The sequence below is a fragment of the Anaerosalibacter bizertensis genome (assembly GCF_009696605.1).
Taxonomy (GTDB): domain Bacteria; phylum Bacillota; class Clostridia; order Tissierellales; family Sporanaerobacteraceae; genus Anaerosalibacter; species Anaerosalibacter bizertensis.
Genome location: NZ_VULR01000019.1, coordinates 1 through 26,136 on the forward strand (window position 1 = coordinate 1; position 26,136 = coordinate 26,136).

At 28.6% G+C, this 26,136-nt stretch carries 27 protein-coding genes and 1 rRNA gene; 17 read left to right on the plus strand and 11 right to left on the minus strand.

Features of this window, described 5'->3' with window-relative positions; translation table 11 throughout:
* The 11 genes from FYJ27_RS10965 to dnaA form a co-directional block, all read right to left on the minus strand.
* A 16S ribosomal RNA gene (locus FYJ27_RS10965) occupies positions 1 to 97 on the minus strand; the annotation flags it as partial.
* A 270-nt stretch (positions 98 to 367) separates the two neighbouring features.
* Positions 368 to 1,159, minus strand: coding sequence for a SigB/SigF/SigG family RNA polymerase sigma factor (locus tag FYJ27_RS10970; RefSeq protein WP_154484874.1), 792 nt, complete (start codon positions 1,157 to 1,159; stop codon positions 368 to 370).
* A complete protein-coding gene (locus tag FYJ27_RS10975) occupies positions 1,152 to 1,526 on the minus strand; it encodes an ATP-binding protein (RefSeq protein WP_154484875.1) in 375 nt (124 codons plus the stop codon). The genes FYJ27_RS10970 and FYJ27_RS10975 overlap by 8 nt, the downstream gene beginning before the upstream one ends.
* 5 nt (positions 1,527 to 1,531) lie before the next feature.
* Positions 1,532 to 1,849 carry an STAS domain-containing protein gene (locus FYJ27_RS10980; protein WP_154484876.1) on the minus strand — a complete coding sequence of 106 codons (318 nt, stop codon included), beginning with the start codon at positions 1,847 to 1,849 and terminating at the stop codon, positions 1,532 to 1,534.
* Between the two features lie 129 nt (positions 1,850 to 1,978).
* Positions 1,979 to 4,405 (minus strand): DNA gyrase subunit A, encoded by a 2,427-nt coding sequence (gene gyrA / locus FYJ27_RS10985; protein ID WP_154484877.1) that lies wholly within the window; start codon positions 4,403 to 4,405, stop codon positions 1,979 to 1,981.
* A 208-nt stretch (positions 4,406 to 4,613) separates the two neighbouring features.
* Positions 4,614 to 6,527, minus strand: coding sequence for a DNA topoisomerase (ATP-hydrolyzing) subunit B (gyrB, locus tag FYJ27_RS10990; RefSeq protein WP_154484878.1), 1,914 nt, complete (start codon positions 6,525 to 6,527; stop codon positions 4,614 to 4,616).
* A gap of 33 nt (positions 6,528 to 6,560) precedes the next feature.
* Entirely contained in the window at positions 6,561 to 6,833 is a 273-nt protein-coding gene (gene remB, locus FYJ27_RS10995; protein WP_154484879.1) for an extracellular matrix regulator RemB, read from the minus strand.
* Positions 6,834 to 6,856: 23 nt separating this feature from the next.
* Positions 6,857 to 7,972, minus strand: a complete 1,116-nt coding sequence (recF, locus tag FYJ27_RS11000; RefSeq protein WP_154484880.1) for a DNA replication/repair protein RecF — start codon at positions 7,970 to 7,972, stop codon at positions 6,857 to 6,859.
* A gap of 31 nt (positions 7,973 to 8,003) precedes the next feature.
* Positions 8,004 to 8,213 (minus strand): RNA-binding S4 domain-containing protein, encoded by a 210-nt coding sequence (locus tag FYJ27_RS11005; RefSeq protein WP_154484881.1) that lies wholly within the window; start codon positions 8,211 to 8,213, stop codon positions 8,004 to 8,006.
* Positions 8,214 to 8,229: 16 nt separating this feature from the next.
* Entirely contained in the window at positions 8,230 to 9,336 is a 1,107-nt protein-coding gene (gene dnaN, locus FYJ27_RS11010; RefSeq protein WP_154484882.1) for a DNA polymerase III subunit beta, read from the minus strand.
* Between the two features lie 261 nt (positions 9,337 to 9,597).
* Entirely contained in the window at positions 9,598 to 10,932 is a 1,335-nt protein-coding gene (dnaA, locus tag FYJ27_RS11015) for a chromosomal replication initiator protein DnaA (RefSeq protein WP_154484883.1), read from the minus strand.
* Positions 10,933 to 11,542: 610 nt separating this feature from the next.
* Between dnaA and rpmH the strand changes: the two genes are divergently transcribed.
* From rpmH to FYJ27_RS11100, 17 genes are all read left to right on the plus strand, one after another.
* Positions 11,543 to 11,677 carry a 50S ribosomal protein L34 gene (gene rpmH, locus FYJ27_RS11020; protein WP_154484884.1) on the plus strand — a complete coding sequence of 45 codons (135 nt, stop codon included), beginning with the start codon at positions 11,543 to 11,545 and terminating at the stop codon, positions 11,675 to 11,677.
* Positions 11,678 to 11,746: 69 nt separating this feature from the next.
* Positions 11,747 to 12,085 (plus strand): ribonuclease P protein component, encoded by a 339-nt coding sequence (rnpA, locus tag FYJ27_RS11025; protein WP_154484885.1) that lies wholly within the window; start codon positions 11,747 to 11,749, stop codon positions 12,083 to 12,085.
* A 10-nt stretch (positions 12,086 to 12,095) separates the two neighbouring features.
* On the plus strand, positions 12,096 to 12,311 hold the full coding sequence (yidD, locus tag FYJ27_RS11030; protein ID WP_154484886.1) for a membrane protein insertion efficiency factor YidD: 216 nt from the start codon (positions 12,096 to 12,098) through the stop codon (positions 12,309 to 12,311).
* Positions 12,312 to 12,325: 14 nt separating this feature from the next.
* Positions 12,326 to 13,039, plus strand: coding sequence for a YidC/Oxa1 family membrane protein insertase (locus tag FYJ27_RS11035; protein ID WP_154484887.1), 714 nt, complete (start codon positions 12,326 to 12,328; stop codon positions 13,037 to 13,039).
* Position 13,040: 1 nt separating this feature from the next.
* Positions 13,041 to 13,667: an RNA-binding cell elongation regulator Jag/EloR gene (gene jag / locus FYJ27_RS11040; protein WP_154484888.1), complete on the plus strand. Its 627-nt coding sequence runs from the start codon at positions 13,041 to 13,043 to the stop codon at positions 13,665 to 13,667.
* A gap of 48 nt (positions 13,668 to 13,715) precedes the next feature.
* Entirely contained in the window at positions 13,716 to 15,095 is a 1,380-nt protein-coding gene (mnmE, locus tag FYJ27_RS11045; protein ID WP_154484889.1) for a tRNA uridine-5-carboxymethylaminomethyl(34) synthesis GTPase MnmE, read from the plus strand.
* A gap of 25 nt (positions 15,096 to 15,120) precedes the next feature.
* The gene (mnmG, locus tag FYJ27_RS11050; RefSeq protein WP_154484890.1) at positions 15,121 to 17,031 is read left to right on the plus strand and encodes a tRNA uridine-5-carboxymethylaminomethyl(34) synthesis enzyme MnmG; all 1,911 of its coding nucleotides are present in this window, start codon (positions 15,121 to 15,123) and stop codon (positions 17,029 to 17,031) included.
* The gene (rsmG, locus tag FYJ27_RS11055; protein WP_154484891.1) at positions 17,024 to 17,740 is read left to right on the plus strand and encodes a 16S rRNA (guanine(527)-N(7))-methyltransferase RsmG; all 717 of its coding nucleotides are present in this window, start codon (positions 17,024 to 17,026) and stop codon (positions 17,738 to 17,740) included. Before mnmG ends, rsmG begins: the two co-directional genes overlap by 8 nt.
* Before the next feature lie 108 nt (positions 17,741 to 17,848).
* Positions 17,849 to 18,643: a nucleoid occlusion protein gene (noc, locus tag FYJ27_RS11060; RefSeq protein ID WP_154484892.1), complete on the plus strand. Its 795-nt coding sequence runs from the start codon at positions 17,849 to 17,851 to the stop codon at positions 18,641 to 18,643.
* A 106-nt stretch (positions 18,644 to 18,749) separates the two neighbouring features.
* On the plus strand, positions 18,750 to 19,523 hold the full coding sequence (locus tag FYJ27_RS11065) for a ParA family protein (protein ID WP_154484893.1): 774 nt from the start codon (positions 18,750 to 18,752) through the stop codon (positions 19,521 to 19,523).
* Positions 19,524 to 20,423, plus strand: a complete 900-nt coding sequence (locus tag FYJ27_RS11070) for a ParB/RepB/Spo0J family partition protein (RefSeq protein WP_216385781.1) — start codon at positions 19,524 to 19,526, stop codon at positions 20,421 to 20,423.
* A gap of 149 nt (positions 20,424 to 20,572) precedes the next feature.
* A complete protein-coding gene (locus FYJ27_RS11075; protein WP_154484894.1) occupies positions 20,573 to 20,962 on the plus strand; it encodes a hypothetical protein in 390 nt (129 codons plus the stop codon).
* Positions 20,963 to 21,081: 119 nt separating this feature from the next.
* Positions 21,082 to 21,705 carry a sporulation membrane protein YtaF gene (gene ytaF, locus FYJ27_RS11080; protein WP_195839125.1) on the plus strand — a complete coding sequence of 208 codons (624 nt, stop codon included), beginning with the start codon at positions 21,082 to 21,084 and terminating at the stop codon, positions 21,703 to 21,705.
* Between the two features lie 111 nt (positions 21,706 to 21,816).
* Positions 21,817 to 22,767, plus strand: coding sequence for a calcium/sodium antiporter (locus tag FYJ27_RS11085; RefSeq protein ID WP_154484896.1), 951 nt, complete (start codon positions 21,817 to 21,819; stop codon positions 22,765 to 22,767).
* Between the two features lie 393 nt (positions 22,768 to 23,160).
* Positions 23,161 to 24,498, plus strand: a complete 1,338-nt coding sequence (locus FYJ27_RS11090) for an alanine/glycine:cation symporter family protein (protein WP_154484897.1) — start codon at positions 23,161 to 23,163, stop codon at positions 24,496 to 24,498.
* 112 nt (positions 24,499 to 24,610) lie between these two features.
* A complete protein-coding gene (locus tag FYJ27_RS11095; protein WP_154484898.1) occupies positions 24,611 to 25,429 on the plus strand; it encodes a formate/nitrite transporter family protein in 819 nt (272 codons plus the stop codon).
* 57 nt (positions 25,430 to 25,486) lie between these two features.
* The gene (locus FYJ27_RS11100) at positions 25,487 to 26,125 is read left to right on the plus strand and encodes a cyclodeaminase/cyclohydrolase family protein (RefSeq protein WP_154484899.1); all 639 of its coding nucleotides are present in this window, start codon (positions 25,487 to 25,489) and stop codon (positions 26,123 to 26,125) included.
* Positions 26,126 to 26,136: the final 11 nt, after the last annotated feature.

Sequence of the window (26,136 nt, forward strand, 5' to 3'; positions counted from 1 at the left end):
TCAATCCGAAGATTTCACTATATATCCTTCGCTCGACTTGCATGTGTTAGGCACGCCGCCAGCGTTCATCCTGAGCCAGGATCAAACTCTCATAATAAAAGTTTTATCCTTCAGAACTAATTACTTCTGTATGTTTGACATACAGACTTAAGTTATGAATTATATTTAAATCAAAGTTATTAACTTAAGGACTTTTTTACACTGTTTAATTTTCTAGGTTCTTTTGTTGCTTTTTTTGCTGACTTATTAACTATACCACCTTAAGAACTTTTTGTCAACATTATTTTTTTAAAATATTTTAAAGTTTTTTCTGTTGACTAGGTGACTGTTCATTATTATACAAGCATTTTTCATTTATGTCAATACATTAACTTAAAGTTTTTTTCATTTCTTTTCTAAATTTATCTATTACTTTCTTTTCTATTCTAGAAACAGTCATCTGAGATATACCTAGTTTCTCTGCTATAGAAACTTGTGTCTTCTTATTGAAAAACCTATTTACAAGTATTTGCTTTTCCATTTCATTTAAGTTTTTCATTGCTCTTAAAATAAAATCATTATTTTCTATTTTATCAAAATAAAGATCTTCTTCTCCTATAAGATCTGATAGATTTACATCTTTATCATCATTATTAGAGTCATAAGTTATATCTAATGATTGAGGGGTATATACTTTACTAGCCTCCATAGCCTCCAAAACCTCTTCTGTACTGCAACTCAAATACTCAGCTATATCTTCTACTGTTGGTGAACGTTGTAATTTTTGACTAAGTAAGTCTTTTGAATTATTTATTTTCTTTGAAAGCTCTTGTATTCTTCTTGGAACTCTTATAGTCCAACCTTTATCTCTAAAGTACTTTTTAATTTCTCCTATAATAGTTGGAGTTGCAAAACTTGAAAACTCAAATCCTTTGTCTACATCAAATCTATCTACAGCATATATCAATCCTATAGAAGCTACTTGATATATGTCCTCATAGTCAATCCCTCTATTAGCATATTTTTTAGATAGTATTTCTGCTATATAAAGATGTCTTTCTATTAATTCTTCTCTAATATTTAAATCTCCAGTTTCCTTATATTCTTTAAACAAAACTTTTGTATCAGTATCCTTTATATTATCAAAGTCTTTCTTTCTACTTAAACCTTGATTAGCCATCAATACCATCCTCTATTTTTTTTATCATTTTTATACCCTTATCTGTAAATTCAACTTCATCCATCAAAGATCTTATTATCAATATTCCTAATTCCTTTTCTTTAACATCTTTTCTAAAGCTATCTATTTTTTCGGTTACATTTTCAACAAACATAATTAATTTATCTTTATAAAGTTCGTATTCAATATTTAATGTTTCTGATTTTTCCATTGCATTTATACATGCTTCTGCAATAGCTACTTTAATATCTTCTATCTCTTCAATACTAAAATCAATTTTGCTTCCTATGGATGAAGTAGTTAATCTGACAACCCCTACATAATCAGGTCTACTTGGAACTGTAAGCTTAATAAAATCTTTATTCATCTCTTTCACTCCTTGATTATAAATACCTTGTCCAATCCTGTTATATCAAATAATTTCCTAATATTTGATTTTAAATTTATAAGAATTATATTATTTTCACTTTCTTTAACTTTCTTCAAAATACTAATTAAAACACCTAAACCTGTACTATCAATATAATCTAATTTTTCTCCATCTATTAATAAGTCTGTTTCTTTTTCTTTTAATGATTTTAGTAATTTTTCTTTTAATTTAGGAGATGTATATATATCTACTTCTCCAACTGGCTTTACAATCCAAATATTTCTTTCATTATCATAGTTTATATTTACATTTAATGCCATAAGCTAAGCCTCCTTAATACTATTATAGTATTACAGTAATTGTATAATAAAAAAAAATTAATGTAAAGTATTTTACTAGGTATTATTAAGTAAAATAAGCATACTTTTTTCAAGTATGCTTATTTTACTTTATTCTTCTTCTACGTACTTGGCTACAGCAACAACTTCATCTTTTTCATTTACTTTCATCAAAGTAACTCCCTGGGTATTTCTGCCCATTTCTGATATTTCTTTTACATTCAATCTTATAATAGTTCCACAGTTAGAAATCATCATAATTTCATCATCTTTATCTACTACTTTTGCAGAAACTAAAGGTCCTGTTTTTTCTTTCACATGGTAAGTTTTAAGTCCTTTTCCTCCCCTAGTTTGAGGTCTATACTCATCTAGAGGGGTTCTTTTACCATATCCATTTTTACTAATTACTAATAAATCTTTTCCTTCTTCTACTAAATCCATTCCTACTACTTCATCTTTTTTATTTAAATTAATACCTTTTACACCCATAGCAGTTCTACCCATTTGTCTTACATCTTCTTCTTTAAATCTAATAGCCATTCCTTTAGCAGTTACAATAATAAGTTCTTCTTCTCCATAAGTTTTTCTAACACTTATTAATTCATCGTCATCTCTTAATCCTATAGCAATTAAACCTGTCTTTCTTATATTTTTAAAATGTTCAAATTTAGTTCTTTTAGTTATACCGTTTTTAGTAACAAACACTAAGTTACTATCTGGTTCATACTCACTTATAGGGATTACTGCATTTATTTTTTCATCTCCTGCTAAATTTAAAAGATTAACTATAGCCATTCCTTTAGACTGTCTCCCACCTTCAGGAATTTCATAAGCTTTTAGTGAATGTACTCTTCCTGCATTAGTAAAGAACATTATTGTATCATGGGTTGATGTAATAAATAAATGTTCTACAAAATCTTCTTCTCTTGTAGTTAAAGCTGCAACCCCTCTTCCACCTCTTCTTTGAAGTCTGTAAGTATTTTCTGGAATTCTTTTTATATATCCAAAGTGGGTCAAAGTTATTATTACATCTTCTTTTTTTATCATATCTTCGATATTTATTTCTTCTTCTGAAGGAACTATCATAGTCCTTCTTTCGTCTCCATATTTTTCTTTTATCTCTAAAAGTTCTTCTTTTATTATTCCATAAATTAATTCTTCACTTCCAAGTATTTCTTTTAATCTATTTATTTCTTTAATCAATTCCCCATATTCTTCTTCTATCTTACCTCTTTCAAGACCAGTAAGCCTTCTAAGTCTCATATCTAGTATAGCTTGAGATTGTCTTTCTGAAAGGCCAAATTTAGACATAAGCTTGTCTTTAGCTGTCTTATCATCCTTTGAACTTCTAATTGTATTTATTACTTCATCTATATGATCAAGTGCAATTTTTAAACCCTCTAATATATGAGCCCTGTCTTCTGCTTTTTTTAATTCATATTTAGTTCTCCTAACTATTACTTCTTTTTGAAAATTTAAATAATGATTTAACATTTCTTTTAAATTTAATATTTTTGGCTCATCATCAACTAATGCAAGCATAATAATACTAAATGTATTTTGCATTTGTGTTTGTTTAAATAGATTGTTAAGCACTACTTTAGGAATAGAATCTCTTTTTAATTCTATTACTATTCTCATACCTTCCTTATCCGATTCATCTCTTAAATCTGAAATTCCTTCTATTTTTTTATCTTTTACAAGATCGGCTATTTTTTCGATTAGTCTTGCTTTATTTACTTGATAAGGAATTTCTGTAACTACTATTCTGTTCCTATTTTTTCCAAATTCCTCTATTTCAGTTTTAGCTCTTACAGTTACCTTACCTCGCCCTGTTCTATAGGCCTTTTTTATTTCTTCCATACCCATTATTATTCCAGAAGTAGGAAAATCTGGTCCTCGGATAATATCTGTAAGGCTTTCTATATCTATTTCTGGATCATCTATAATTGCTATTATGCCATCTATAACTTCACATAAATTATGAGGAGGAATACTAGTTGCCATACCTACAGCAATACCTGATGAACCATTAACTAAAAGATTAGGAAATCTACTTGGTAGTACTTTAGGTTCTTTTAATGATTCATCAAAGTTTAGTCCATAATCTATAGTATCTTTATTTATATCTCTAAGCATTTCTGTAGCAAGTTTTGTCATCCTCACTTCTGTATAACGCATAGCTGCTGCTCCATCTCCATCTACAGAGCCAAAGTTTCCATGACCATCTACAAGGAGATATCTAGTGTTAAAGTCTTGAGCAAGTCTTACCATAGCATCATAAACAGATGTATCTGAATGAGGATGGTATTTACCTAAAACATCACCGACAACCCTAGCAGATTTTTTATATTGTTTTTCTGGAGAAATACCCAATTCATTCATAGCATATAGTATCCTTCTATGAACTGGTTTTAATCCATCCCTTACATCTGGAAGTGCTCTACTTACAATAACACTCATGGCGTAATCTAAATAGGATTTTTTCATTTCATCTTCTATATTTACCGATATAATATTATTTTCTTCTTTATCCATTATTCGATCCTCCTTACACGATATCCGACTAAGAAAATCTTCTTAATCTATTGTATTATATCATATTTCAAAACTATCTTTGATTTCCCTATTAATGATTATTAGCAAAGATTATATTCATAATCATAAAAGTAATTTTAACCCTTAGTAGTGTTACTAAGGGTTAAAATATATCTGTCAAGAAAGTTTTTTATTTACTATAACTTATTTATATATCAAGGTTTTTAACTAATTTTGCATTCTTTTGAATAAATTCTCTTCTAGGTTTTACTCTATCGCCCATTAACATTGTAAATATTTCATCTGCTGCAAGAGCATCTTCTACTGATACTTGAAGTATAGTCCTAGTTTCAGGGTCCATTGTAGTTTCCCAAAGTTGTTCAGGATTCATTTCTCCTAAACCCTTATATCTTTGAATAGGATATTCCTTATCCCTTCCTAATTCATTCATAACTTTATCAAGCTGATTATCGCTATAAGCATAATAATCAGTCTTACCTTTAGATATTTTATATAAAGGTGGTTGTGCTATATAAATATGGCCATTTTCAACTAATGGTTTCATATATCTAAAGAAAAATGTTAACAATAAAGTTCTAATATGAGCTCCATCTACGTCGGCGTCAGTCATAATAATTATCTTTCCATATCTTAACTTATCAATATCAAACTCACTTCCAATTCCACATCCAAAAGCAGTAATCATAGCTTTTATTTCTTCAAATCCAAGAACTCTATCAAGCCTTGCTTTTTCAACATTCATTATTTTTCCTCTTAGTGGAAGTATAGCTTGATATCTTCTATCACGACCTTGTTTTGCACTACCTCCCGCTGAATCCCCTTCGACTATAAAAACTTCTGTTACCTCCGGATCATTAAGGGAACAATCAGCAAGTTTTCCAGGAAGGGTTGTATTATCTAAAATACTCCTTTTCCTTGACAATTCTCTCGCTTTTCTTGCTGCTTCTCTAGCATGAGAAGCTTTCATTGCTCTTTCAATAATAACTTTTGCATCTTTTGGATTTTCTTCTAAAAATCTATCAATGTTTTCAGAAACCAGGGTATCTACTATACCTCTCATTTCACTATTACCTAGTTTAGTTTTAGTTTGACCTTCAAATTGTGGATTCATAAGTTTTACTGATAAAACAGCTGTAAGTCCTTCCCTTACATCATTTCCTTGGAAATTATCATCTTTTTCTTTTAATATATTATGTCTTCGAGCATAATCGTTTATAGCTCTTGTAATAGCAGACTTAAAACCACTTAGATGCGTTCCACCTTCATGAGTATTTATATTATTGGCAAAAGAAAATATATTCTCTGAATAACTCTCTGTATACTGCATAGCTAACTCTACAGTAGAATTATCTTTTTCCGCCTCAAAATACATTATATTTTCTTGGATTTTAGTCTTATTTTTATTTATATATTCTACAAAAGCTTTTATGCCGCCTTCATAGTGAAATTCTTCTTTTTTATTGCTCCTTTTATCCTCTAATAAAATTTTAATTCCCTTGTTTAAAAAAGCCATTTCTCTAAATCTAAATTCTAAAGTTTCAAAATCAAAAACTACATCATCAAATATCTCTTTATCTGGTTTAAATGTAATAGTTGTACCTGTTTCATCACTGTCACCTATAATTTTTAGCTCAGTAGTAGGCACTCCTCTACTAAATTTTTGCTCATATATTTTGCTGTTTCTCTTTACCTCTACTTCTAAATATTCTGAAAGAGCATTTACTACAGATATTCCTACTCCATGAAGCCCTCCTGACACTTTATAAGCTCCGTTATTAAATTTTCCTCCAGCATGAAGAATTGTAAGAACTGTTTCTACAGTAGATTTTCCAGTTTGAGGATGGGTCTCTACAGGAATACCACTTCCATTATCTGATACAGATACAGAATTATCTTCATTTATAGTTATAGAAATAGTATCACAAACTCCTGCTAAGGCTTCATCAATACTATTATCTACTACTTCATATACTAAATGATGAAGTCCCTTAGGTCCAGTGCTTCCTATATACATACCTGGTCTTAATCTTACTGGTTCCAATCCTGTAAGTACTTGAATTTCATCTGCTGTATATTTTCTATTATTATATTCTTTTGTCATCAACTTCCCTCCAATCTATACTAAAGCTAAAAATTAAATAAAGTTATTAGCTGATTTTTTCATTTTATTATTTCTTTTAAATAAAGTAGAAGAAGAAATATTCGATGTATATATATTATTATCTGTAATAATGTAAGTTTTTATTTCTTTTTCATCTATCTGGTCGGGATTATATATATTACCTTTTTTTTTCATTATATCTATGAACATTTTTGTATCATAAGAATATAGAGAAGTCTCCTTATCTACAATTGCAATAATTTTATTTACAGGTATAGTAAGATTTTTTCCAATATGAAGAAACATTTTTATCTAACTCCTTCACGTAACTAATTTGCATTTGAATTTACATTTCCATTTTCAATACAAAAAATTTTCTTTTCCAATGAATCAAACTCTCCTAAATCTATAATATCTGTTGACGTAATTATGGTCTGTAAATCTCTAAAAGTATGAATTAAATACTTTCTTCTATCTTTATCCAATTCTGATAACACATCATCTAGTAAAAGTACCGGAAAGTCTTCCTTTTCTTCTTTTATAATATCTACCTCAGCAAGTTTCATAGATAAAACTGCCGTTCTTTGCTGGCCTTGAGAAGCAAAGGTTTTAGAATCCATATTGTTTATAAAAATATCTATATCATCCCTATGAGGACCTATTTTTGTGGTACCCTTTAGTATATCATTATTTATATCTTTTTCTAGCTTTTCCATGAATTTTTTTTCTATATATAGTATATCATCAAATCTTTCAACTACATTAGTTCTGTATTTTAAAAGCAATTCTTCTTTTCCATAAGTAATATCTCTATGAATTTTTCTAGATGATAGAGCTAGATTTTCTACAAATCTAGCTCTATCAATAATTACTTTGCTTCCAGACTTAACCATCTGCATATTAAATATATCAATTAGATGTTTATTTTTTTTATTCATCCTCATATTTTTAAGCAGATTATTCCTTTGAAATAATATTTTATTATATCGATTTAAATTGTATCTATATATAGGTTTTATTTGGGATATCTCTCTGTCAATAAAATTTCTTCTTTCTGACGGACCATCTTTTATAATTCTTAAATCTTCTGGAGAAAAAACCACCACATTCAAGCCACCATATAAATCTCTATTTTTCTCAAGCTCTAATTTATTTATTTTAATCCTCTTAGGTTTGTTTCTTTCAAGTTTTATTTCTATAAATTTATCTATATGATTTCCAAATACTTTGGCCCCTACATAACATTGATTCTTTTTTATATTTATCATATCTTTATCTACATTGGTTCTAAAAGACTTTCCTGCAGAGCACAAATATATAGACTCAAGTAAATTTGTTTTCCCTTGAGCATTTTTCCCTATGAATATATTTACTTTTTTATTAAGCTCTAAATTTAAATCCATATAGTTTCTAAAATTAATAAGTCTAACACTGTCTACGTACAAATAAAGCACCCCTTAAGTCCAACCATCCATATTATATCACAAGAATCTTTCCCATATCTTTTATTTCAATTTCGTCTCCCTTTTTTATTTTTTTACCTCTTTCTGTAATTATTTCTCCATTTAATTTAACATATCCTTGCTTAATTAATATCTTACCTTGACCTCCAGTACTCAATACTCCTGAAAATTTTAATAATTGATCTAATTTTATATATTCCGTTTCAATCTTTACTTTTTTCATAATACATCCCTTCTCTTTAATAATCATCTTTAGCAAGTCTAACTGGCAGTACTAAATAAATATAATTGTCATCTTCTACAGGTTTTATTATACAAGGATTTAAACTTCCCATAAAGAAAAGTTCTATTTCCTCTTCTTCTATGGCTTTTATTCCATCCAAAATATATTTTGAGTTAAAAGCTATATTTACATCTTTTCCTTCTAACTCTACATCCATATTTTCATGAACATTTCCAATTTCTGAATTAGATTTTATCGCCAATTTATCTTCAAATAAATTTAATTTTACAAGATTTGCCTTTTCTTCTTTTGCTAAAAGTGAAGCTCTTTCTAAACTATCTTGTAACTCTTTCCTATTAACTTTAACCTTAGTTTCATGATCTTCCCTTATTATATCTCTATAATTTAAAAACTGTCCTTCAAGTAGTCTTGAAAAAACCAATGTATCTCCAATATTGAATACTATATGTCCAGGAGTTAAAGTAATTTCTATATCTTCCTCATCTTCTTCAAGTATTTTATTTAATTCACTTAAAGTTCTTCCTGGAATTACAACCTTTATATCTTCAGAGGAATCTATTTTTACATTTCTTAAAGCTAATCTATATCCATCAAGAGCTACAAAAGATGCATTTCCATCAATTATTTCAAAAAGTACCCCTGTAAGAATAGGTCTTGTCTCATCTTGAGTTGTAGCAAATACTGTTTGTCTTATTATATTTTTGAATAAATCCATAGGTATTTTTAAAGATAATTGATCTATTAATGTAGGTAGTTCTGGATATTCTAAAGCAGGATTACCTATTAAATTAAATTGAGATGAACCACATATAATATTCATCTTATTTTCAGATGTACTTATGTCTATTTCTGAGTTTGGTAATTTTTTAACTATATCTCCGAATAATCTAGAATTAATAACTATAGAACCTTCTTCTAATACATTTGCTTCTATATAAGATTCTATACCTATTTCTAAATCTGTACCTGTTAATTTCAATCTTCCTTCTTTAGCTTCTAAAAGAATACCATCTAATATTGGTAATGTAGTTTTACTGGAAATTCCTTTTTGAACTATATTTATATGTTTTGCTAATTTTTTTTGTTCTACTTGTATTCTCAATTGAAAAGTACCTCCTTTTAATTTTTATGTGGATGTGTAAAAGATATATAAAATGATAAACTAATATAGTAGTAATAGTAGTAGGGGGTGTTGATATGTGGATAAGTATGTGTAAAACTTATTTTCAACAAATTTTCGCCATTTAATAAAATGTTAATAACCCTTTAATAACTTAGTGAATTATCCCCGTTATCAACAATAGGAAAATTAATTTAAAACTATAAACATAATATAAACATGATATCAACATGTTTTTGTTAGCTATTCCCCTTTAATTTCTTTAATTGTTTCATCTATTTTCATTTTGAAGTTTTTATCAGATTCTATATCGCCAGAAATTTTATCACAGGCATGTATTACTGTAGTATGATCTCTTCCTCCAAATTCATCGCCTATTTTAGGAAGTGATAAATCAGTAAGTTCTCTACATAAATACATTGCTATTTGTCTTGGATATGCAATAGATCTAGTTCTTTTCCTAGAATTAAAATCGTCCATTTTAATATTAAAATTTTTAGATACTATTTCTTTTATTAAATCTACAGTAACCTCTCTAGGTTTATCATCAGAAATTATATCTTTTAATGCTTCTTCTGCTAATTCAACAGTTACTTCTTTGTTTGTTAAAGATGAATATGCAACTATCCTTATTAATGCTCCTTCTAATTCTCTTATATTAGATTGAATCTTTGTAGCTATGTATAGCATTACATCATTAGGTACATTAATATTTTCTAATTTTGCTTTCTTTTTGAGTATTGCTATTCTAGTTTCTAAATCTGGAGTTTGAATATCTGCAATAAGCCCCCATTCAAACCTAGATCTTAATCGATCTTCAAGGGTTGGAATTTCTTTAGGAGGTCTATCACTAGATATAATAATCTGTTTATTAGCATCATGAAGTGCATTGAAGGTATGGAAAAATTCTTCCTGAGTTCGTTCTTTTCCAGCTATAAATTGTATATCGTCGATTAATAAAATATCTACGTTTCTATATTTGTTTCTAAATTCATCATTTCTATCATCTCTTATAGAGTTTATAAGTTCATTTGTAAATTTTTCAGAAGATACATATACTACTTTGGTTTTTGGATTTTGATTAAGTATATAGTGACCAATTGCATGCATTAAATGAGTTTTACCTAATCCTACTCCCCCATATATAAATAGAGGATTGTATGCTTGTGCAGGAGCTTCTGCTACTGCTAAAGAAGCTGCATGAGCAAATCTATTGCTATTTCCTATGACAAATGTATCAAAAGTATATTTAGGGTTTAGTTGAGATCTAGAAGTACTATCAATGATTTCAGGTTTAGGAGTTTGTCCTATATCTTCAGATATTTTTTCTCCTGGTATTATAAATTCTATATTGTAATCTTTATTGGCAACTTGACTTACTGCATTTTTAATTAAATTTAAATACCTGCCTTCTAGTATACCTTTTGTAAACTCATTTGGAGCGGCCAATACAATACTATTTTCCGTTGAAGAAATTGGTTCTATTGTTTTTAGCCAAGTATTAAAGCTTACTTCAGTAAGTTCAACTTTTATTAGATTCAAGGCGTTGTTCCAAATACTTTCTAAATTAGAGTTCATTTTCCATCCTCCTATATATTATGAAATTATTACCAAACCATAGGATGTTTATAACTTATATAAAAATATATTTAAAAATAAAATAAAAAAATATCAACAAATTTATCCACAACAGACACTATATTATTTTAATAGAAATAAAAAAATATATTTTTAGCTATTTGTGGATAAGCTATTGATAAAATGTGAATAATAGGAATATAAGTATTAAAATTAAATTATCCACAAGATAAAACGAAAAAACATGTGGGTAAAATCCTTGATTTTTACAACTTTTATTAAATAAAATACAAAAAAAATAAAACTTATACACAATGTATCCACAATTTGTGTATAACTGTGGAAAAGTTAATAATTTTTAAATATATCCACATGTCTTATAATCATATCAAAAAAAATAAAATACATCAATAAAAAAACGCAAGTTATCCACAATAAAAACAAGTTGTGGATTTTTAAAAATGTGTATTAATATATGTCTTAAAAATCTTGACATTAATAGCTGCTATAACTATAATCAATAGTAGTATTTATCTTTTATGTTATAATAGGATGGAACTTTTAATTTCAATATACAAATAGGTTATTGTAGTAAAAGGAGGTGTACTTAATGAAGAGAACTTATCAACCTAAAAAAAGACAAAGAAGTAAAGAGCATGGTTTTAGAAAAAGAATGAGTACAAAACAAGGTAGAAGAATTCTTAAAAATCGTAGAAGAAAAGGCAGAAAGAGATTGACAGCATAAGGCCGCAAATAAGTGGCCTTTTTATTAAACATAAGATAATTCTCTAAATTAGATTCAAGGAGATTTTTAATGGATAAAAAATATAGATTGAGAAATAATATTCATTTTAAAAAGGTGTATAATAGAGGGAAGAGTTATGGAAATCGTTTGGTTGTAATGTATGTTCATAAAAATGGAATGAACTATAATAGGGTAGGTTTTTCTGTGACCAAGAAGATTGGAAATAGTGTAGTAAGAAATAAAGTGAGAAGAAGAATGAAAGAATCCTATAGACTGAATTGTAATAAAATTAAAGATGGATACGATTTAATTTTTTTGCCTAAGGTAGCGGCAAATAAAGCTGATTATAGAGAAATTGAGAGTGCTATGCTCCATCTTCTGAAAATTTCCCATTTATTAAAGAAATAGGTGAAAATATATGAAAAGAATAGCTATTGGGATAATAAAAATCTATCAAAACTATATTTCCAAATATATTTTTCCCTATAGAAGTTGTAGATTTTATCCCACTTGCTCAGCTTATACTATAGAAGCTATTGAAAAATATGGTTTTTTAAAAGGTGTGTATATGGGCACTAAAAGAATATTGAGATGTAATCCTTTTAATCCAGGAGGATATGATCCAGTTAAGTGATAGGAGGTCAATTGATGAGTAAACTCTTTGCCAAACCTTTAGGTGCATTATTGAAACTCGTATTCGATTTAGTATCTAAAATAGGTACAGAACCTGAGCATATTTCCTTTTATGCTATAGCTATAATCATAACTACTATTATATTTAAATTTATTTTGCTTCCTATTGGATTAAAGCAAACTAAATCTATGAGTAAGATGCAAAAAATTCAACCTGAGTTAAAAGAACTTCAGGATAAATATAAAGATGATCCTCAAACCCTTCAAGCAAAGACAATGAAAATTTATAAAGAAAACAATGTTAATCCTTTTTCAGGTTGTCTTATTTTAATAATTCAACTACCAATAATATTAGGCTTTTTTAAAGCTTTAAGAGATCCTATTACCTATGTATTCAAAGATCCAAAAATGTATGAGGCTTTGAATAAGGTATTCTTATGGATTCCTAATTTGGAAAAACCGGATCCTTATATGTGGGGATTGCCTTTATTGGCTGGACTTACAACTTTTTTACAAAGTCGTCTTATGAGTAGCCAAGCGGCTCCAAATGATCAAGCGGCAAGTACTCAAAAAACTATGAATATTATTCTTCCTTTGATGATATGGTGGTCAGCTAGGGCTTTTCCTGCTGGACTGGCGTTATATTGGACTATTAGTAATACCTTCCAAATAGTGCAACAAATTATTACTAATAGGTCTTTGGGTGAAATTAAGGAGGAGTCAAACTAATATGAGATCTGTTGTTAAGGTATCTAAAACGATAGAAGATGCTATTAATGAAGCACTTAAGGAATTAGATGCACAAAGAGAAGATATTTCAACAGAAATTATTGAAGAACCAAGTAAAGGTTTATTTGGTTTTATAGGTGCTAAAGATGCTAAAGTTAGAGTGACTGTTGTGAATGATCCAGTAGATATTGCTGAGAATTTTATGGATAAGCTTCTTAATGGTATGAAAATCAAAGCTAAAAGTAATATAAAAAGAGAAGGATCTACATTATATGTATATATTGATAATATAAGTTCTACAGATATGGGTATTACAATTGGAAGAAGGGGTAATACTTTAGATGCAATTCAATATCTTTTAAGTTTAGCTGTTAATAGGAACAGAGAAAAGTATATTAAAGTATTAGTAGATATTAAAGGATATAGAAAGAAAAGGGAAGAAACATTAATTAGACTTGCTCAAAAAATGGGACGAAAGGCTAAATATAATAATGGTCCTGTAAAATTAGAGCCTATGAATCCTTATGAAAGAAGAATAATTCATTCAGCATTACAAAATGTAGATGGAGTAACTACTCACAGTGAAGGTGAAGAACCTTATAGGAGAGTTGTAATAGAGGCTAAATAAACCCAGTATAATACTGGGTTTATATTATCTAAAGAAGGTGGTGATATAATGACTGATACTATTGCTGCTATTTCAACAGCTATGGGAGAATCGGGAATTGGAATAGTTAGAATGAGTGGAAAAAATAGTTTGGATATAGGCGGAAAGATTTTTAAAGGCAAAATTCATGAAGATTTTAAAGATGTGGAAAATAGAAAACTTACTTATGGGCATATATATAATCCTAAAGATAAAAAAATAGTTGATGAAGTGCTAATAGTTTATATGAAGTCACCTCACACCTATACTAGGGAAGATGTTGTGGAAATCTACTGTCATGGAGGAGCTATATCTGTAAAAAAAATATTGGAATTACTCCTTGAAAATGGTGCTCGTTTAGCAGAACCAGGGGAATTTACAAAAAGGGCTTTTTTAAATGGTAGATTAGATTTATCTCAGGCAGAAGCAGTTATAGATTTAATTAGAGCAAAAACCGATAAAAGTTATGATGTATCTTTAGAACAACTTGAAGGAAGTCTTTCTTTTAAAATAGAAGAAATAAGGAATATACTATTAGAAATGCTTGCTCATGTTGAAGTATCTATAGATTTTCCTGATGAAGATATAGAAGAAGTAACTTATGAAGAATTAGAAAATAGCGGAAATAAGGTTTTATTGGAAATAGATAATCTTTTAAGTACAGCTGATAAAGGTAGAATTTTGAGAGATGGGTTAAATACTGTAATACTTGGAAAGCCTAATGTAGGAAAATCTTCACTACTTAATGCTATATTAAGAGAAAATAGAGCAATTGTTACGGATGTTCCAGGAACAACAAGGGATATAATAGAGGAATATGTAAATATTGATGGGATTCCATTAAAAATAGTAGATACAGCAGGTATAAGGAGTACGGAAGATTTAGTTGAGAAAATAGGTGTTGATAGGGCTAAAAAAGTAGTGGAAGGAGCAGATCTTGTAATAGGAGTATTTGATGCTTCTAGAGAACTATCTTTAGAAGATAAAGAAATAATAGAGTTGCTAAAAGAAAAAAATTCAATTGTACTTTTAAATAAAACAGACTTACCTAATAAATATAATATTGAAGATTTAAAAACACTTATTCCAAATAAAAAAATAATCTTAACCGCAATAGCTAAAGATGAAGGAATAGAAGAGTTGGAAGAAACTATTAAAAATATGTTTTATTCAGGAGATGTTGAAGTTTCAGATGAAATTATGATAACTAATATAAGACATAAAAATCAACTAATAAAAGCAAAGAAAAATATAGAAGAAGCAATTGAAGGGATTAAGTTAAATGTTCCACTAGATTGTGTAGAAGTTGATATTAGAAATTGTTGGGATAATTTAGGAGAAATATCTGGAGATACTATTTCAGAAGATATATTAGATAAAATATTTTCGGAGTTTTGTATCGGGAAATAGCTGATATAAGGAGGAAATATCTTAGATGGAAGATATAAAAAAATATTTAGGAGGAAATTACGATATTATAGTAGTTGGGGCAGGCCATGCAGGTTGTGAAGCGGCATTAGCTAGTAGCAGAATGGGTATGAAAACTTTAATGCTAACTATGACTTTAGACTCTATCGCTTCAATGCCTTGTAATCCTAATATTGGAGGCACTGGTAAAGGACATTTAGTTAGAGAAATAGATGCCTTAGGTGGAGAAATGGCGTTAAATATAGATAAATCTTTTATACAAAGCAGAATGCTAAACACATCTAAAGGACCAGCTGTTCATTCTTTAAGAGTTCAAGCAGATAAAAAGAAATACCATATGGAAATGAAAAAAGTTATTGAAGATGAAGAAAACTTGGATTTAAGGCAGGGAGAAGTAGTAGATATAATAGTTGAAGATAATATGGTTAAAGGTGTAGTAACAAGAACAGGAGCTGTATACAATGGAAAAGCAATTATATTATGTACAGGTACTTATTTAAAAGGAAGAATATATATAGGAGAAATAGATTATGCAAGTGGACCAGATGGTCTCTTCCCTTCAAATATACTATCTGATTCTTTAGAAAGACTTGGAATTGAACTAAGGAGATTTAAAACAGGTACTCCAGCAAGGGTCCATAAAGATAGTATAGATACTTCGAAGATGGAAATACAGCCAGGAGATGAAGAGATAGTCCCATTTTCATTTTTAAATATAGATAAAAAATTTGATATAGACCAGGTGCCTTGTTATCTTACCTATACAACAGAAGAAACCCATAAGATTATAAGGGAAAATTTAGACAGGTCTCCTATGTATTCAGGTGTGATTGAAGGTGTAGGACCAAGATATTGTCCTTCTATTGAAGATAAGGTAGTTAGATTTGCTGATAGGAATAAACACCAAATATTTATTGAACCAGAAGGACTGGATACAAAGGAAATGTATGTTCAAGGAATGAGTAGTACTCTTCCAGAAGAAGTTCAAATAGAAATGTATAAAAAAGTTATTGGTCTTGAAAATGTTAAATTTATGAGAAGTGCTTATGCCATTGAATATGATTGTATAGATCCTACAATTCTTAAAACCACATTAGAGCACAGAGAGATAAATAATCTGTTTTTTGCAGGACAAATAAATGGCTCTTCAGGATATGAAGAAGCAGCAGCACAAGGATTGATAGCTGCAATAAATGCAGTTCAAAATATAAAAGGTAAAGAACCATTTATATTAGATAGATCTGAAGCCTATATAGGGGTTCTCATAGACGATTTAGTAACTAAAGGTACTAATGAGCCTTATAGGATGATGACATCTAGGGCAGAGTATAGACTTACACTAAGACAGGACAATGCTGATTTAAGGCTTACAGAAAAAGGTTATAAAATAGGTCTTGCTAGTGAGGAAAGATATAAGAAAGTAATTCGTAAAAAAGAGCTAATAGAGAAAGAATTAAAAAGATTAAAAGATACTATTGTAACCCCAACAAAAGAAATAAACTCCTTTTTAGAAAGGAATAATAGTGCAAAATTAAAGACTGCTAGTAGTTTATATGATCTAATAAAAAGACCTGAGCTTGGATATGAAAAATTGAAGGAAATAGATATAGATAGAGAAGATATACCTAGGGAAATTCGACTTCAAGTTGAAACTCATATAAAATACGAAGGATATATAAGGAAACAAATGTCTCAGATAGAACAATTTAAAAAATTAGAAAATAAAAAGCTTCCAGAAGATATGGATTATAAGGATGTCAAGGGCTTAAGTAATGAAGCAATACAAAAGTTAAATGATATAAAACCAGATTCGGTAGGGCAAGCTTCAAGAATATCAGGTGTTTCACCTGCTGATGTAAATGTTTTATTAATATATCTTGAGCATAAAAGAAGAAATAGGAGTGGAAAGAATGACTAATGTAGATGCTTTAGTTAAACATGCTGAAAATCTAAACATTTCTTTAAAAGAAGAGGATATAGACAAGTTTATTTTATATAAGGAACTACTTAAGGAATGGAATGAAAAAATAAATATAACAGCTATAAAAGATGATGAAGAAATAGATATAAAGCATTTTTTAGATAGTATCACTTTGATAAATACAGGTTTATTTAACGAAAAAATTAGATTAATAGATATTGGAACTGGAGGAGGTTTTCCAGGCCTTCCATTAAAAATAATTAATGATAACATAGATTTAGTACTTTTAGATAGTTTAAACAAGAGGATTAACTTTTTAGATGAAGTAATATCTAAATTAAAATTAAATAATGTAGAAACCATTCATGGAAGAGCCGAAGACTATGGAAAAGATGATAATTATAGAGAAAAATTCCATATTGCTACTTCTAGAGCAGTTGCTTCTTTAGATGTTTTAAGTGAATATACTTTACCTTTTGTAAAAGTTGGAGGCCATTTTATTGCCATGAAAGGTGAAGATATTGAAGAAGAGTTAAAAAATGCAGAAAATGCTATAAAAACCTTAGGTGGAAGATTTAAAGAAAAGATTTTAATTAAGTTGCCAGGTACAGATATAGTTCATAGTTTGATAATAATAGAGAAAATAAAAGAAACTTTGCCAAAATATCCTAGACAAGCGGGAAAACCAAAGAAAAAGCCCTTATAATTTATATAATATTGTTGAACGAAAGATTATTAAAAAAGAAGGAAGATTTATTGATATATAGAATATTTATAAAAGTAAGGTAAAGTCCAAAAGGAAGAGGGATGAAGGATGAAGAATATTCAATCTGAAATCAAAAATATACCCATAGATTCTATAAAACCAAATCCTTATCAACCTAGAAAAAATTTCAATAAACAATCTTTAGAAGAATTAAGTCAATCTATAAAAACTTATGGTCTTATACAGCCTATAAGTGTTAGACAGTTATGTGAAGATAGCTATGAACTTGTAGCAGGAGAAAGACGATTGAGAGCTTCTGAGATTGCAGAGCTAGATGAAATTCCTGCTATAATAGTTGACTATAAAGACCAAGATTCTGCAATGATTGCATTGATAGAAAATTTACAGAGAGAGGATTTAAATTTTGTTGAAGAAGCTGAAGGCTATTATAATTTAATTAAAGATCATGGGTTTACTCAACAGGGGTTAGCTGAAAAGCTTGGAAAGAGCCAGTCTACTATAGCCAATAAGTTGAGAATACTTAAACTTTCTGATGAAATTAAAAAAAGTTTAATAGATAATAAATTGACTGAAAGACATGCAAGAGCCCTCTTAAAACTTCCTGATGATGAGATGAAAGAAGAAGTATTAAATAAAGTAATTAAAGAGGACTTAACAGTAAAAAAGACAGAAAAATTGATTGAAGATATATTGAATGATTTGATTAAAGAAGAAGAATCTGAATCTAATCAAAATGTAAAAGGACTTATTAATTTTAAAATATACTTAAATACTCTTAAAAATGCATATAATGCTATAAAAGAAACAGGTATTGAAGCTAAATACAAGGAAAAAGATATGGGGGATCATATAGAAGTAGTAGTACAGATTCCTAAAAGATAGATATATCCACACTTTAAAAATAGTAGACATTTGTCTACTATTTTTTTCTACAAAATTAGTATATAGTATATAATATAGATATAAAGCTATTTTAGGGGTGTGAAAAATGTCTAGGACTGTTTCTATATTTAATCAAAAAGGTGGAGTCGGCAAAACTACTACCATTATTAATTTAGGAGCTGCTATAGGTAAGAAAAATAAAAAGGTTTTAATAGTCGATGTAGATCCTCAGGGTAATACTACAAGTGGGCTTGGTCTTAACAAGAGGAATTTAAATACATCTACATACGATTTACTAATAAATGAAATTCCAATCAAGGAAAGTATTGTAAAAACTAGTGCGGAAAATGTGTTTTTAGTTCCTTCTAATGTAGAGTTAGCAGGAGCAGAAGTAGAATTGGTTAAATTAGAAAATAGAGAATTAAGGTTAAAGAAAGCTTTAGAGGAAGTATATAGCGAATATGATTATATATTTATTGACTGTCCTCCATCATTAGGTGTATTAAGTATAAATGCATTGGTAGCTTCTAATAGTGTTTTAATTCCTATTCAATGTGAGTATTATGCACTAGAAGGAGTAAGCCAGTTAGTAGATACAATAAAACTAGTTAAAAGAAGTTTGAACCCCAGCTTAGAAATAGAAGGAGTAGTATTGAGCATGTTTGATGGTAGGACAAACCTATCAATTCAGGTAGTCGATGAAGTAAAGAAACATTTTAGAGGAAAGGTCTATACCAGCATTATACCTAGAAATGTAAGACTTGCTGAAGCACCAAGTTATGGTCTATCTGTAATAGACTATGATCCAAAATCTAGAGGTGCAGAAGCTTATATTGATTTAGCAGAAGAATTTTTAGAATTGTCAGAGGAGGAGTTTTAAGTGGCAACTAGGAAAAAAGGGTTGGGGAAAGGACTATCAGCGTTAATACCTGATGATCCTATAGAGGAACTATTAAAAATTGAAGATGAAGATAAAAATGAAAAAATTGTAAATATTGATATTTCCCTTATAAAGCCAAATGAAAATCAACCAAGAAAAGAATTTGATGAAGAGTCATTATTAGAGCTTTCTCAATCTATAAAAACTTATGGAATTATACAGCCTATCATTGTAAGAAAACTAGAAAAAAACTATGAAATAGTAGCAGGGGAAAGAAGATGGAGAGCATCAAAAAAAGCAGGATTAAAGGAAATACCTTGTATAATAAAGGATATGAAAGAACTGGATTCCATTAAAATTGCTTTAATAGAAAATTTACAAAGGCAAGACTTAAATCCTATTGAAGAAGCAGAAGCCTTTGAAGAATTAATGAAAAATCATAGATTTACACAAGAGGAAGTTGCAAAGATTGTAGGGAAAAGCAGATCTTATATAGCAAATACCATCAGATTATTAAAACTAGACGAGAAAACAATGAATCACATAGAAGAAGGAAGAATTTCCAGTGGACATGGTAGAGCCTTACTTTCTATAGAAAATCCAAAGGAAAGAGAGAATATAGCAAAAGAAATTATAGATAAAAAACTTAATGTAAGAGATACAGAAAAAATAGCTAAAGAAATTAAAGAAGTTAAGAAAGAAAAAACTTCAACAGATAATGTATTTTCAAATACTTTCTTAGAAGATACTATAATATCAGATGCAGAAGAAAGACTAATGCAATATTTTGGTACAAAAGTTCAAATATCAAAAGGGAAAAATAAAGGGAAAATTGAAATTGAATACTATGGTGATGAGGATTTAAACAGAATATTAGAAATTATGATAGGGGAAGAATAATGTTTCACGTGAAACATTATTAAATTTTAAAATCAATATTCATATACTCTTTTTCTCTTTCTAAAGTTTAAGTATTTAAAAATGGAAAGATACATATAATGTATATTAGAGTATCTTGCTATTTAAGAGTTAATCATGGATGGGAAAGGATGGAGAATGTGATAATTGATTTTAATGAAAAGGTAACTAAAAAGAAATTAAAGGAACTAATTGTACAAGAGGGAAGAGAAGACTTGCTGCCACATTTAGAAGATTTGAAAGTAGATGAAATTGATAAAAATACTATAACTGCTATAAAAACATTATTTAATAATAAAGATTTAATATCCTGTGAACTAAAAGAATTTGTTAGGAATGAATATTATAAATATGAAAATATGATTATTTTAATTTGTATAATTGAATATATTCAAAGGATAATTATTTCCTTAGAGGAAAATATAGATGGAAAAACAATAGATACATTAGAATATTTAAATGAAATTAAAATAAAAATTTTAAACGCAGAGTTAAAAAAGAAAATAGTAGAGTTGATATAAAAGCTATTAAATGTTTCACATGAAACATTTAATAGCTTTTATATCTTAACATGTACCTTTTATTAATAGCTAGAATATTATATTTATAGTGATAATAATTAATAAAAGGATGTGATATGGTGCTAAACACACTATTTATTGTAGTAGCTGTATGCTTAGATTCTTTAGCTATAGGTATAGCTTATGGTATAAGAGAAATTAAAATACCTAAGCTACCTTTATTGATGATAGATTTTGTGTGTACAATTTTTTTATTTATGTCTATGTTTTTAGGTGGTATAGTAAAAAAAATACTGCCAGGAAATATACCATCTATTATTAGTTTTTTAATTCTATTTTCATTAGGCCTATATTTTATCTTAGAAAGTCTTATGAATATTTTAATAAAAAGACAGAAAAAATCAGATAAAAAGCTAGAAATAAAGTTTTCTAACGTAAAAATAGTTATAGATGTAATAGTAGATTGTACCAAGGCAGACATGAACAACTCTGGAGATATAGATATAAAGGAAGCAATATATTTAGGAACAGCTCTTTCTTTAGATGCATTAGGAATAGGTTTTGGAGCTGCCATGGGAAATATTAACTATATTCAAGTGCTAATTTTTTCTTTTATTTTCAATATATTTGCTATAGTTTTAGGGCTATATATTGGAGGAAAGATAGTTTCAAAAACAGAAATAGATTTTTCATGGATATCAGGAGCAATACTTATTTTTCTTGCATTGTTTAAGCTAGTCTAAGGATCTTTTAAAAGGTCCTTAGTTTTTTTATCCCTTTAATAGAAAATGTAATATTGAAAAGTATATTGATATATATATATATTAATACATAGAAATGGCTGGTGGATAAGTATGGATACAGTTATTGTTTTTGTGATTTTTTTTATTGGTCTTTTGACTATAGTTAAGGGAGGAGATTTATTTGTAGATGCAGCAATTTGGATGGCTAAAAAAACAGGAATTCCTTCTATGGTCATAGGCGCTACTATTGTAAGTATTGCTACAACTCTTCCTGAATTTTTTGTTTCTACAGTGGCAAGTAATGAAGGGCATTCAGATATAGCTATTGGAAATGTCATAGGCTCTATTATATGCAACATTGCTTTCGTTATAGGATTATGTTCTTGTATTAAACCCATAAAAATTAAAAAAGGTCTTTTTAATGTAAAAGGTTTTATGATGATAGGTTACCTAATAATATTTTATATTTTTGCTAGAAATGGAATAGTTACTTTTAAAGAAGGTTTTATTCTTTTAGCATTGTTTTTATTTTTTATTATAATAAATATTTTAGAGTTTAGAGTTAGAGGTGAAAATACAGAAAAAATTAAAAAAGAATCTGTACACAGTAAAAAAGATATTATATTAAATATAGTTAAGTTTATATTAGGAGCTTGGTTTATAGTAATAGGTGCCCATATGTTGGTGGATAGCGGTGTAAAAATTGCTAGGATATTTAAAATTCCTCAACAAGTAGTAAGCCTAACCCTACTTGCTGTTGGTACTTCTTTACCTGAACTAGTTACGTCAGTTGCTGCTGTTATAAAGGATGAGGAAAATATTTCTGTAGGTAATATAATAGGAGCAAATATTTTAAATTTAACTATAGTACTAGGTTCTTCAGCTCTTGTTAGTGACAATGGATTATTTATATCAGATCAAACTCTTTATTTAGACATTCCAATAGCACTTTTAGTTATGACAATATTTGTTTTTAGTGGAGCTGTAAAAAAGGAAATTGATAGAAAGTCGGGTCTATTATTTTTAACTATATATATAATATATCTTATTATACTATTTTAATATAACAATAAAATTGTAGTTTATAATAATATCCATAAAAAATTCAACGATTTACTTAAAATTTTGGAAGAAATAGTTAAAGAATGTCAAAATGCTTGACAAAAATACAACGAAAGTGTATATCTATAACTAATAGATTATTGATTATATATGGAAATTGATTGAATAATGTTACATTCCTACTATAAAAATCCAAAATATTTAATAGATATTAATAGAAATCATCTGTTTGAACTAAAAAGAAATAGAATTAAAAGTTTTAAATATAACAAAAGTTAATATTTGAGGTTTAATGTATATTTATTAAACTATATTTACATACTTGATACATATAGAGTCTAATCAATAGTCTATAAAATAAATTAATATAAACGATTGATAAGGAGGGATTTTATGAGTTTTAATACTATAGTAGATACTATAAATGATTATTTGTGGGGATATATCTTAGTATTTTTATTAGTAGGTACAGGACTTTATTTTTCTATTAGATTAAGATTTCCTCAAGTACGGCAAATAAAAAGAGGATTTAAACAAACATTTGGTGGACTATTTAATAAAGATGTAGAGGCGGATAAAGATGGAATGTCTTCTTTTCAAGCATTAGCAACAGCTATAGCTGCCCAAGTTGGAACAGGAAATTTAGCTGGAGTAGCAACAGCCATAGCTTCAGGAGGACCAGGGGCCATATTTTGGATGTGGGTAAGTGCTTTTTTTGGTATGGGAACAATATTTGGAGAAGCAGTTTTGGCTCAAACTTATACAGATAGAATAGATGGAGAAATTACTGGCGGACCTGCTTATTATATTAGTAAGGGTTTAAATAACAAGGCATTAGCTGCTTTTTTTTCCGTAGCAATAATTATAGCATTAGGATTTGTGGGAAATATGGTTCAATCTAATTCTATGGCTACAGCAATAAATAATGCTTTTCATATTCCTAAATTTATAATAGGAATAGCAATAGCAATTCTTGCAGCACTTATATTAGTAGGCGGTATGACTAGAATAGCTAGTTTTACTGAATTAGTAGTTCCTTTTATGGCACTTATTTATATAATAGGAGGATTAGTGATAATTATTAGAAATGCATCTCATATAGGACCAGCTTTTAGAATGATTTTTCAAGGAGCTTTTTCATCTAAAGCTGTGGGCGGTGGAGTTTTAGGAGTTACTGCTAAAGAAGCAGTAAGATTTGGAATATCAAGAGGGTTATTTTCTAATGAAGCAGGTATGGGTTCTACACCTCATGCTCATGCAGTTGCTAAAGTAGATCATCCTGCTGAACAAGGTTTGGTAGCTATGGTAGGAGTAATATTTGATACTATGATTATATGTACTTTAACAGCATTAATTATTTTAACTACGGATGCTCATACTACAGGAACAACAGGAGCTGAAATGACTCAATTAGCATTTGCAACTGGTCTTGGAAAGTATGGCTCACCTTTTATAGCAATAAGCTTGTTCTTCTTTGCTTTTTCTACTGTTATAGGTTGGTACTTCTTTGGAGAAGCCAATATAAAATATTTATTTGGTAAAGGCGGGGTAAGATATTATAGATGGATAGTTTTTGGTTTTATAATATTGGGTTCTTTTTTAGAGGTTCAATTAGTTTGGGATATTGCAGATATGTGCAATGGTATTATGGTGTTTCCTAACTTAATAGCTTTGTTTGCTCTTAGTCCAGTCGTGATTAAATCTCTTAAAGATTATGAGTCTAAAATATAAAAAAGTTGTTTAAAAATTAAAATCAATATAAAATATATTATTGGGTAATGAATTCATTACCCAATAATATATTTTATACTTGTTAAAAAAATGACATAAAAGGAGTGATTAGATGCTTGGACCAAATGAAATTGCTTCAAAAAATATTGAAATAGGTATTAAAAAATCAAAATTAAGCAATAATAAAAAAATTTTATTATCTATTCTTGCTGGCATGTTTATAGGATTTGGAGCTCATGGAAGCCTTACTATTATGCAAAGTTTAGGAAATATAGATATAGGATTATCTAAATTTTTAGGAGCTTTAGTATTTCCAGTGGGTCTTATGTTAGTAGTAATGGCAGGAGGAGAGTTGTTTACAGGAAATAATCTGATGGTACTGTCTTTATTAGATGGAAAAATAGAAATTAAAGATATGATTTCAAGTTGGCTCTTAGTATATATAGGTAATTTTTTAGGTTCATTATTCCTTGCTTTTTTAGTCTATAAGTCTGGGCTAGTAAATGAAAGCATAAAAGATTTATCAATAAATATAGCTATTGGAAAAATAGAAATGTCTTTTATTCAAGCTTTAATTAGAGGATTTCTATGTAATATATTAGTTGTATTAGCTGTATGGATGGCATCAGGAAGTGAAAGTTTTGCCTCAAAGATATTATCTATATGGTTTCCTATAATGTTATTTACATTGATAGGTTATGAACACAGTATAGCTAATATGTTCTATATTCCACTAGGAAAATTTTTAGGAGCCAATATCAGTTTTAAACAAATGTGGATAAATAATTTAATTCCTGTAACCATTGGAAATGTCTTAGGTGGAGGATTATTTATATCAGTTATATATTATTTTGTATATATATTTAAAAAAGAAGAAGAGAAAGATGATAGAGAAGAGCTTAGATACAAAGAACAGTTTGATTTTAAGTAGATAATAAATTTTTAATATGTTATAATTTTTGTAATAAATTATAGGGGGTGTGTAATAATGTTAGTTGATAAAACTATAAAAGATTATGTAAATCAAGTAGCTAGCAATGAGCCAGCTCCAGGGGGTGGAAGTGTTTCTGCATTAGTTGGAAGTTTAGGTGCAGCTTTAACTAGCATGGTAGGAAATTTAACAATTGGGAAAAAAGCATATGAAAAATTAGATGAAGTACATAGGAAAGAACTAGATGAAAATTTAGTTAAAGTACAAGATTCTATTAAAAAATTAAATGTCTTTGTAGATAAAGATACAGAAGCTTTTAATAAAGTAATGGAGTCTTTTAAGCTGCCCAAGGAAACTGAAGATGAGAAAAGAGCTAGATCTTTAGCTATTGAAGAAGCTACTAAAGGTGCTTTAGAAACACCTTTAGAATGTGCTAAAGAGTGTTTAGAAGTTTTAAGACTTCAGAAAACTTTTGCTTTATATGGAAATCCAAATGCAATAACAGATGTAGGAGTTGGAGCACTACTTGCTTATTCAGGATTAGAAGGGGCTCTTTTTAATGTAAAAATAAATTTAGCAGGATTAAAGGATGAAAAATATATAAAAAATATAGAAGAGGAAATGAAAAACATATTAAACGAAGGGAAAAAACTACGCGAAGAATTATTGGAAATTGTTTATGGGAAGTTAGGATAAATGAATGGCAA

Excerpts from the sequence above, each read along its gene's own strand:
- jag (WP_154484888.1), top strand. The coding sequence starts at position 13,041 with ATGAGATCTGTTGTTAAGGTATCTAAAACGATAGAAGATGCTATTAAT.
- FYJ27_RS10975 (WP_154484875.1), bottom strand. The coding sequence starts at position 1,526 with ATGAATAAAGATTTTATTAAGCTTACAGTTCCAAGTAGACCTGATTAT.
- FYJ27_RS11065 (WP_154484893.1), top strand. The coding sequence starts at position 18,750 with ATGTCTAGGACTGTTTCTATATTTAATCAAAAAGGTGGAGTCGGCAAA.
- FYJ27_RS10980 (WP_154484876.1), bottom strand. The coding sequence starts at position 1,849 with ATGGCATTAAATGTAAATATAAACTATGATAATGAAAGAAATATTTGG.
- remB (WP_154484879.1), bottom strand. The coding sequence starts at position 6,833 with ATGTTTCTTCATATTGGAAAAAATCTTACTATACCTGTAAATAAAATT.
- yidD (WP_154484886.1), top strand. The coding sequence starts at position 12,096 with ATGAAAAGAATAGCTATTGGGATAATAAAAATCTATCAAAACTATATT.
- mnmG (WP_154484890.1), top strand. The coding sequence starts at position 15,121 with ATGGAAGATATAAAAAAATATTTAGGAGGAAATTACGATATTATAGTA.
- FYJ27_RS11035 (WP_154484887.1), top strand. The coding sequence starts at position 12,326 with ATGAGTAAACTCTTTGCCAAACCTTTAGGTGCATTATTGAAACTCGTA.
- FYJ27_RS11090 (WP_154484897.1), top strand. The coding sequence starts at position 23,161 with ATGAGTTTTAATACTATAGTAGATACTATAAATGATTATTTGTGGGGA.
- rpmH (WP_154484884.1), top strand. The coding sequence starts at position 11,543 with ATGAAGAGAACTTATCAACCTAAAAAAAGACAAAGAAGTAAAGAGCAT.
- FYJ27_RS11085 (WP_154484896.1), top strand. The coding sequence starts at position 21,817 with ATGGATACAGTTATTGTTTTTGTGATTTTTTTTATTGGTCTTTTGACT.
- noc (WP_154484892.1), top strand. The coding sequence starts at position 17,849 with ATGAAGAATATTCAATCTGAAATCAAAAATATACCCATAGATTCTATA.
- FYJ27_RS11095 (WP_154484898.1), top strand. The coding sequence starts at position 24,611 with ATGCTTGGACCAAATGAAATTGCTTCAAAAAATATTGAAATAGGTATT.
- FYJ27_RS11075 (WP_154484894.1), top strand. The coding sequence starts at position 20,573 with ATGGAGAATGTGATAATTGATTTTAATGAAAAGGTAACTAAAAAGAAA.
- gyrB (WP_154484878.1), bottom strand. The coding sequence starts at position 6,527 with ATGACAAAAGAATATAATAATAGAAAATATACAGCAGATGAAATTCAA.
- rnpA (WP_154484885.1), top strand. The coding sequence starts at position 11,747 with ATGGATAAAAAATATAGATTGAGAAATAATATTCATTTTAAAAAGGTG.
- mnmE (WP_154484889.1), top strand. The coding sequence starts at position 13,716 with ATGACTGATACTATTGCTGCTATTTCAACAGCTATGGGAGAATCGGGA.
- gyrA (WP_154484877.1), bottom strand. The coding sequence starts at position 4,405 with ATGGATAAAGAAGAAAATAATATTATATCGGTAAATATAGAAGATGAA.
- FYJ27_RS11005 (WP_154484881.1), bottom strand. The coding sequence starts at position 8,213 with ATGAAAAAAGTAAAGATTGAAACGGAATATATAAAATTAGATCAATTA.
- FYJ27_RS10970 (WP_154484874.1), bottom strand. The coding sequence starts at position 1,159 with ATGGCTAATCAAGGTTTAAGTAGAAAGAAAGACTTTGATAATATAAAG.
- rsmG (WP_154484891.1), top strand. The coding sequence starts at position 17,024 with ATGACTAATGTAGATGCTTTAGTTAAACATGCTGAAAATCTAAACATT.
- FYJ27_RS11100 (WP_154484899.1), top strand. The coding sequence starts at position 25,487 with ATGTTAGTTGATAAAACTATAAAAGATTATGTAAATCAAGTAGCTAGC.
- dnaA (WP_154484883.1), bottom strand. The coding sequence starts at position 10,932 with ATGAACTCTAATTTAGAAAGTATTTGGAACAACGCCTTGAATCTAATA.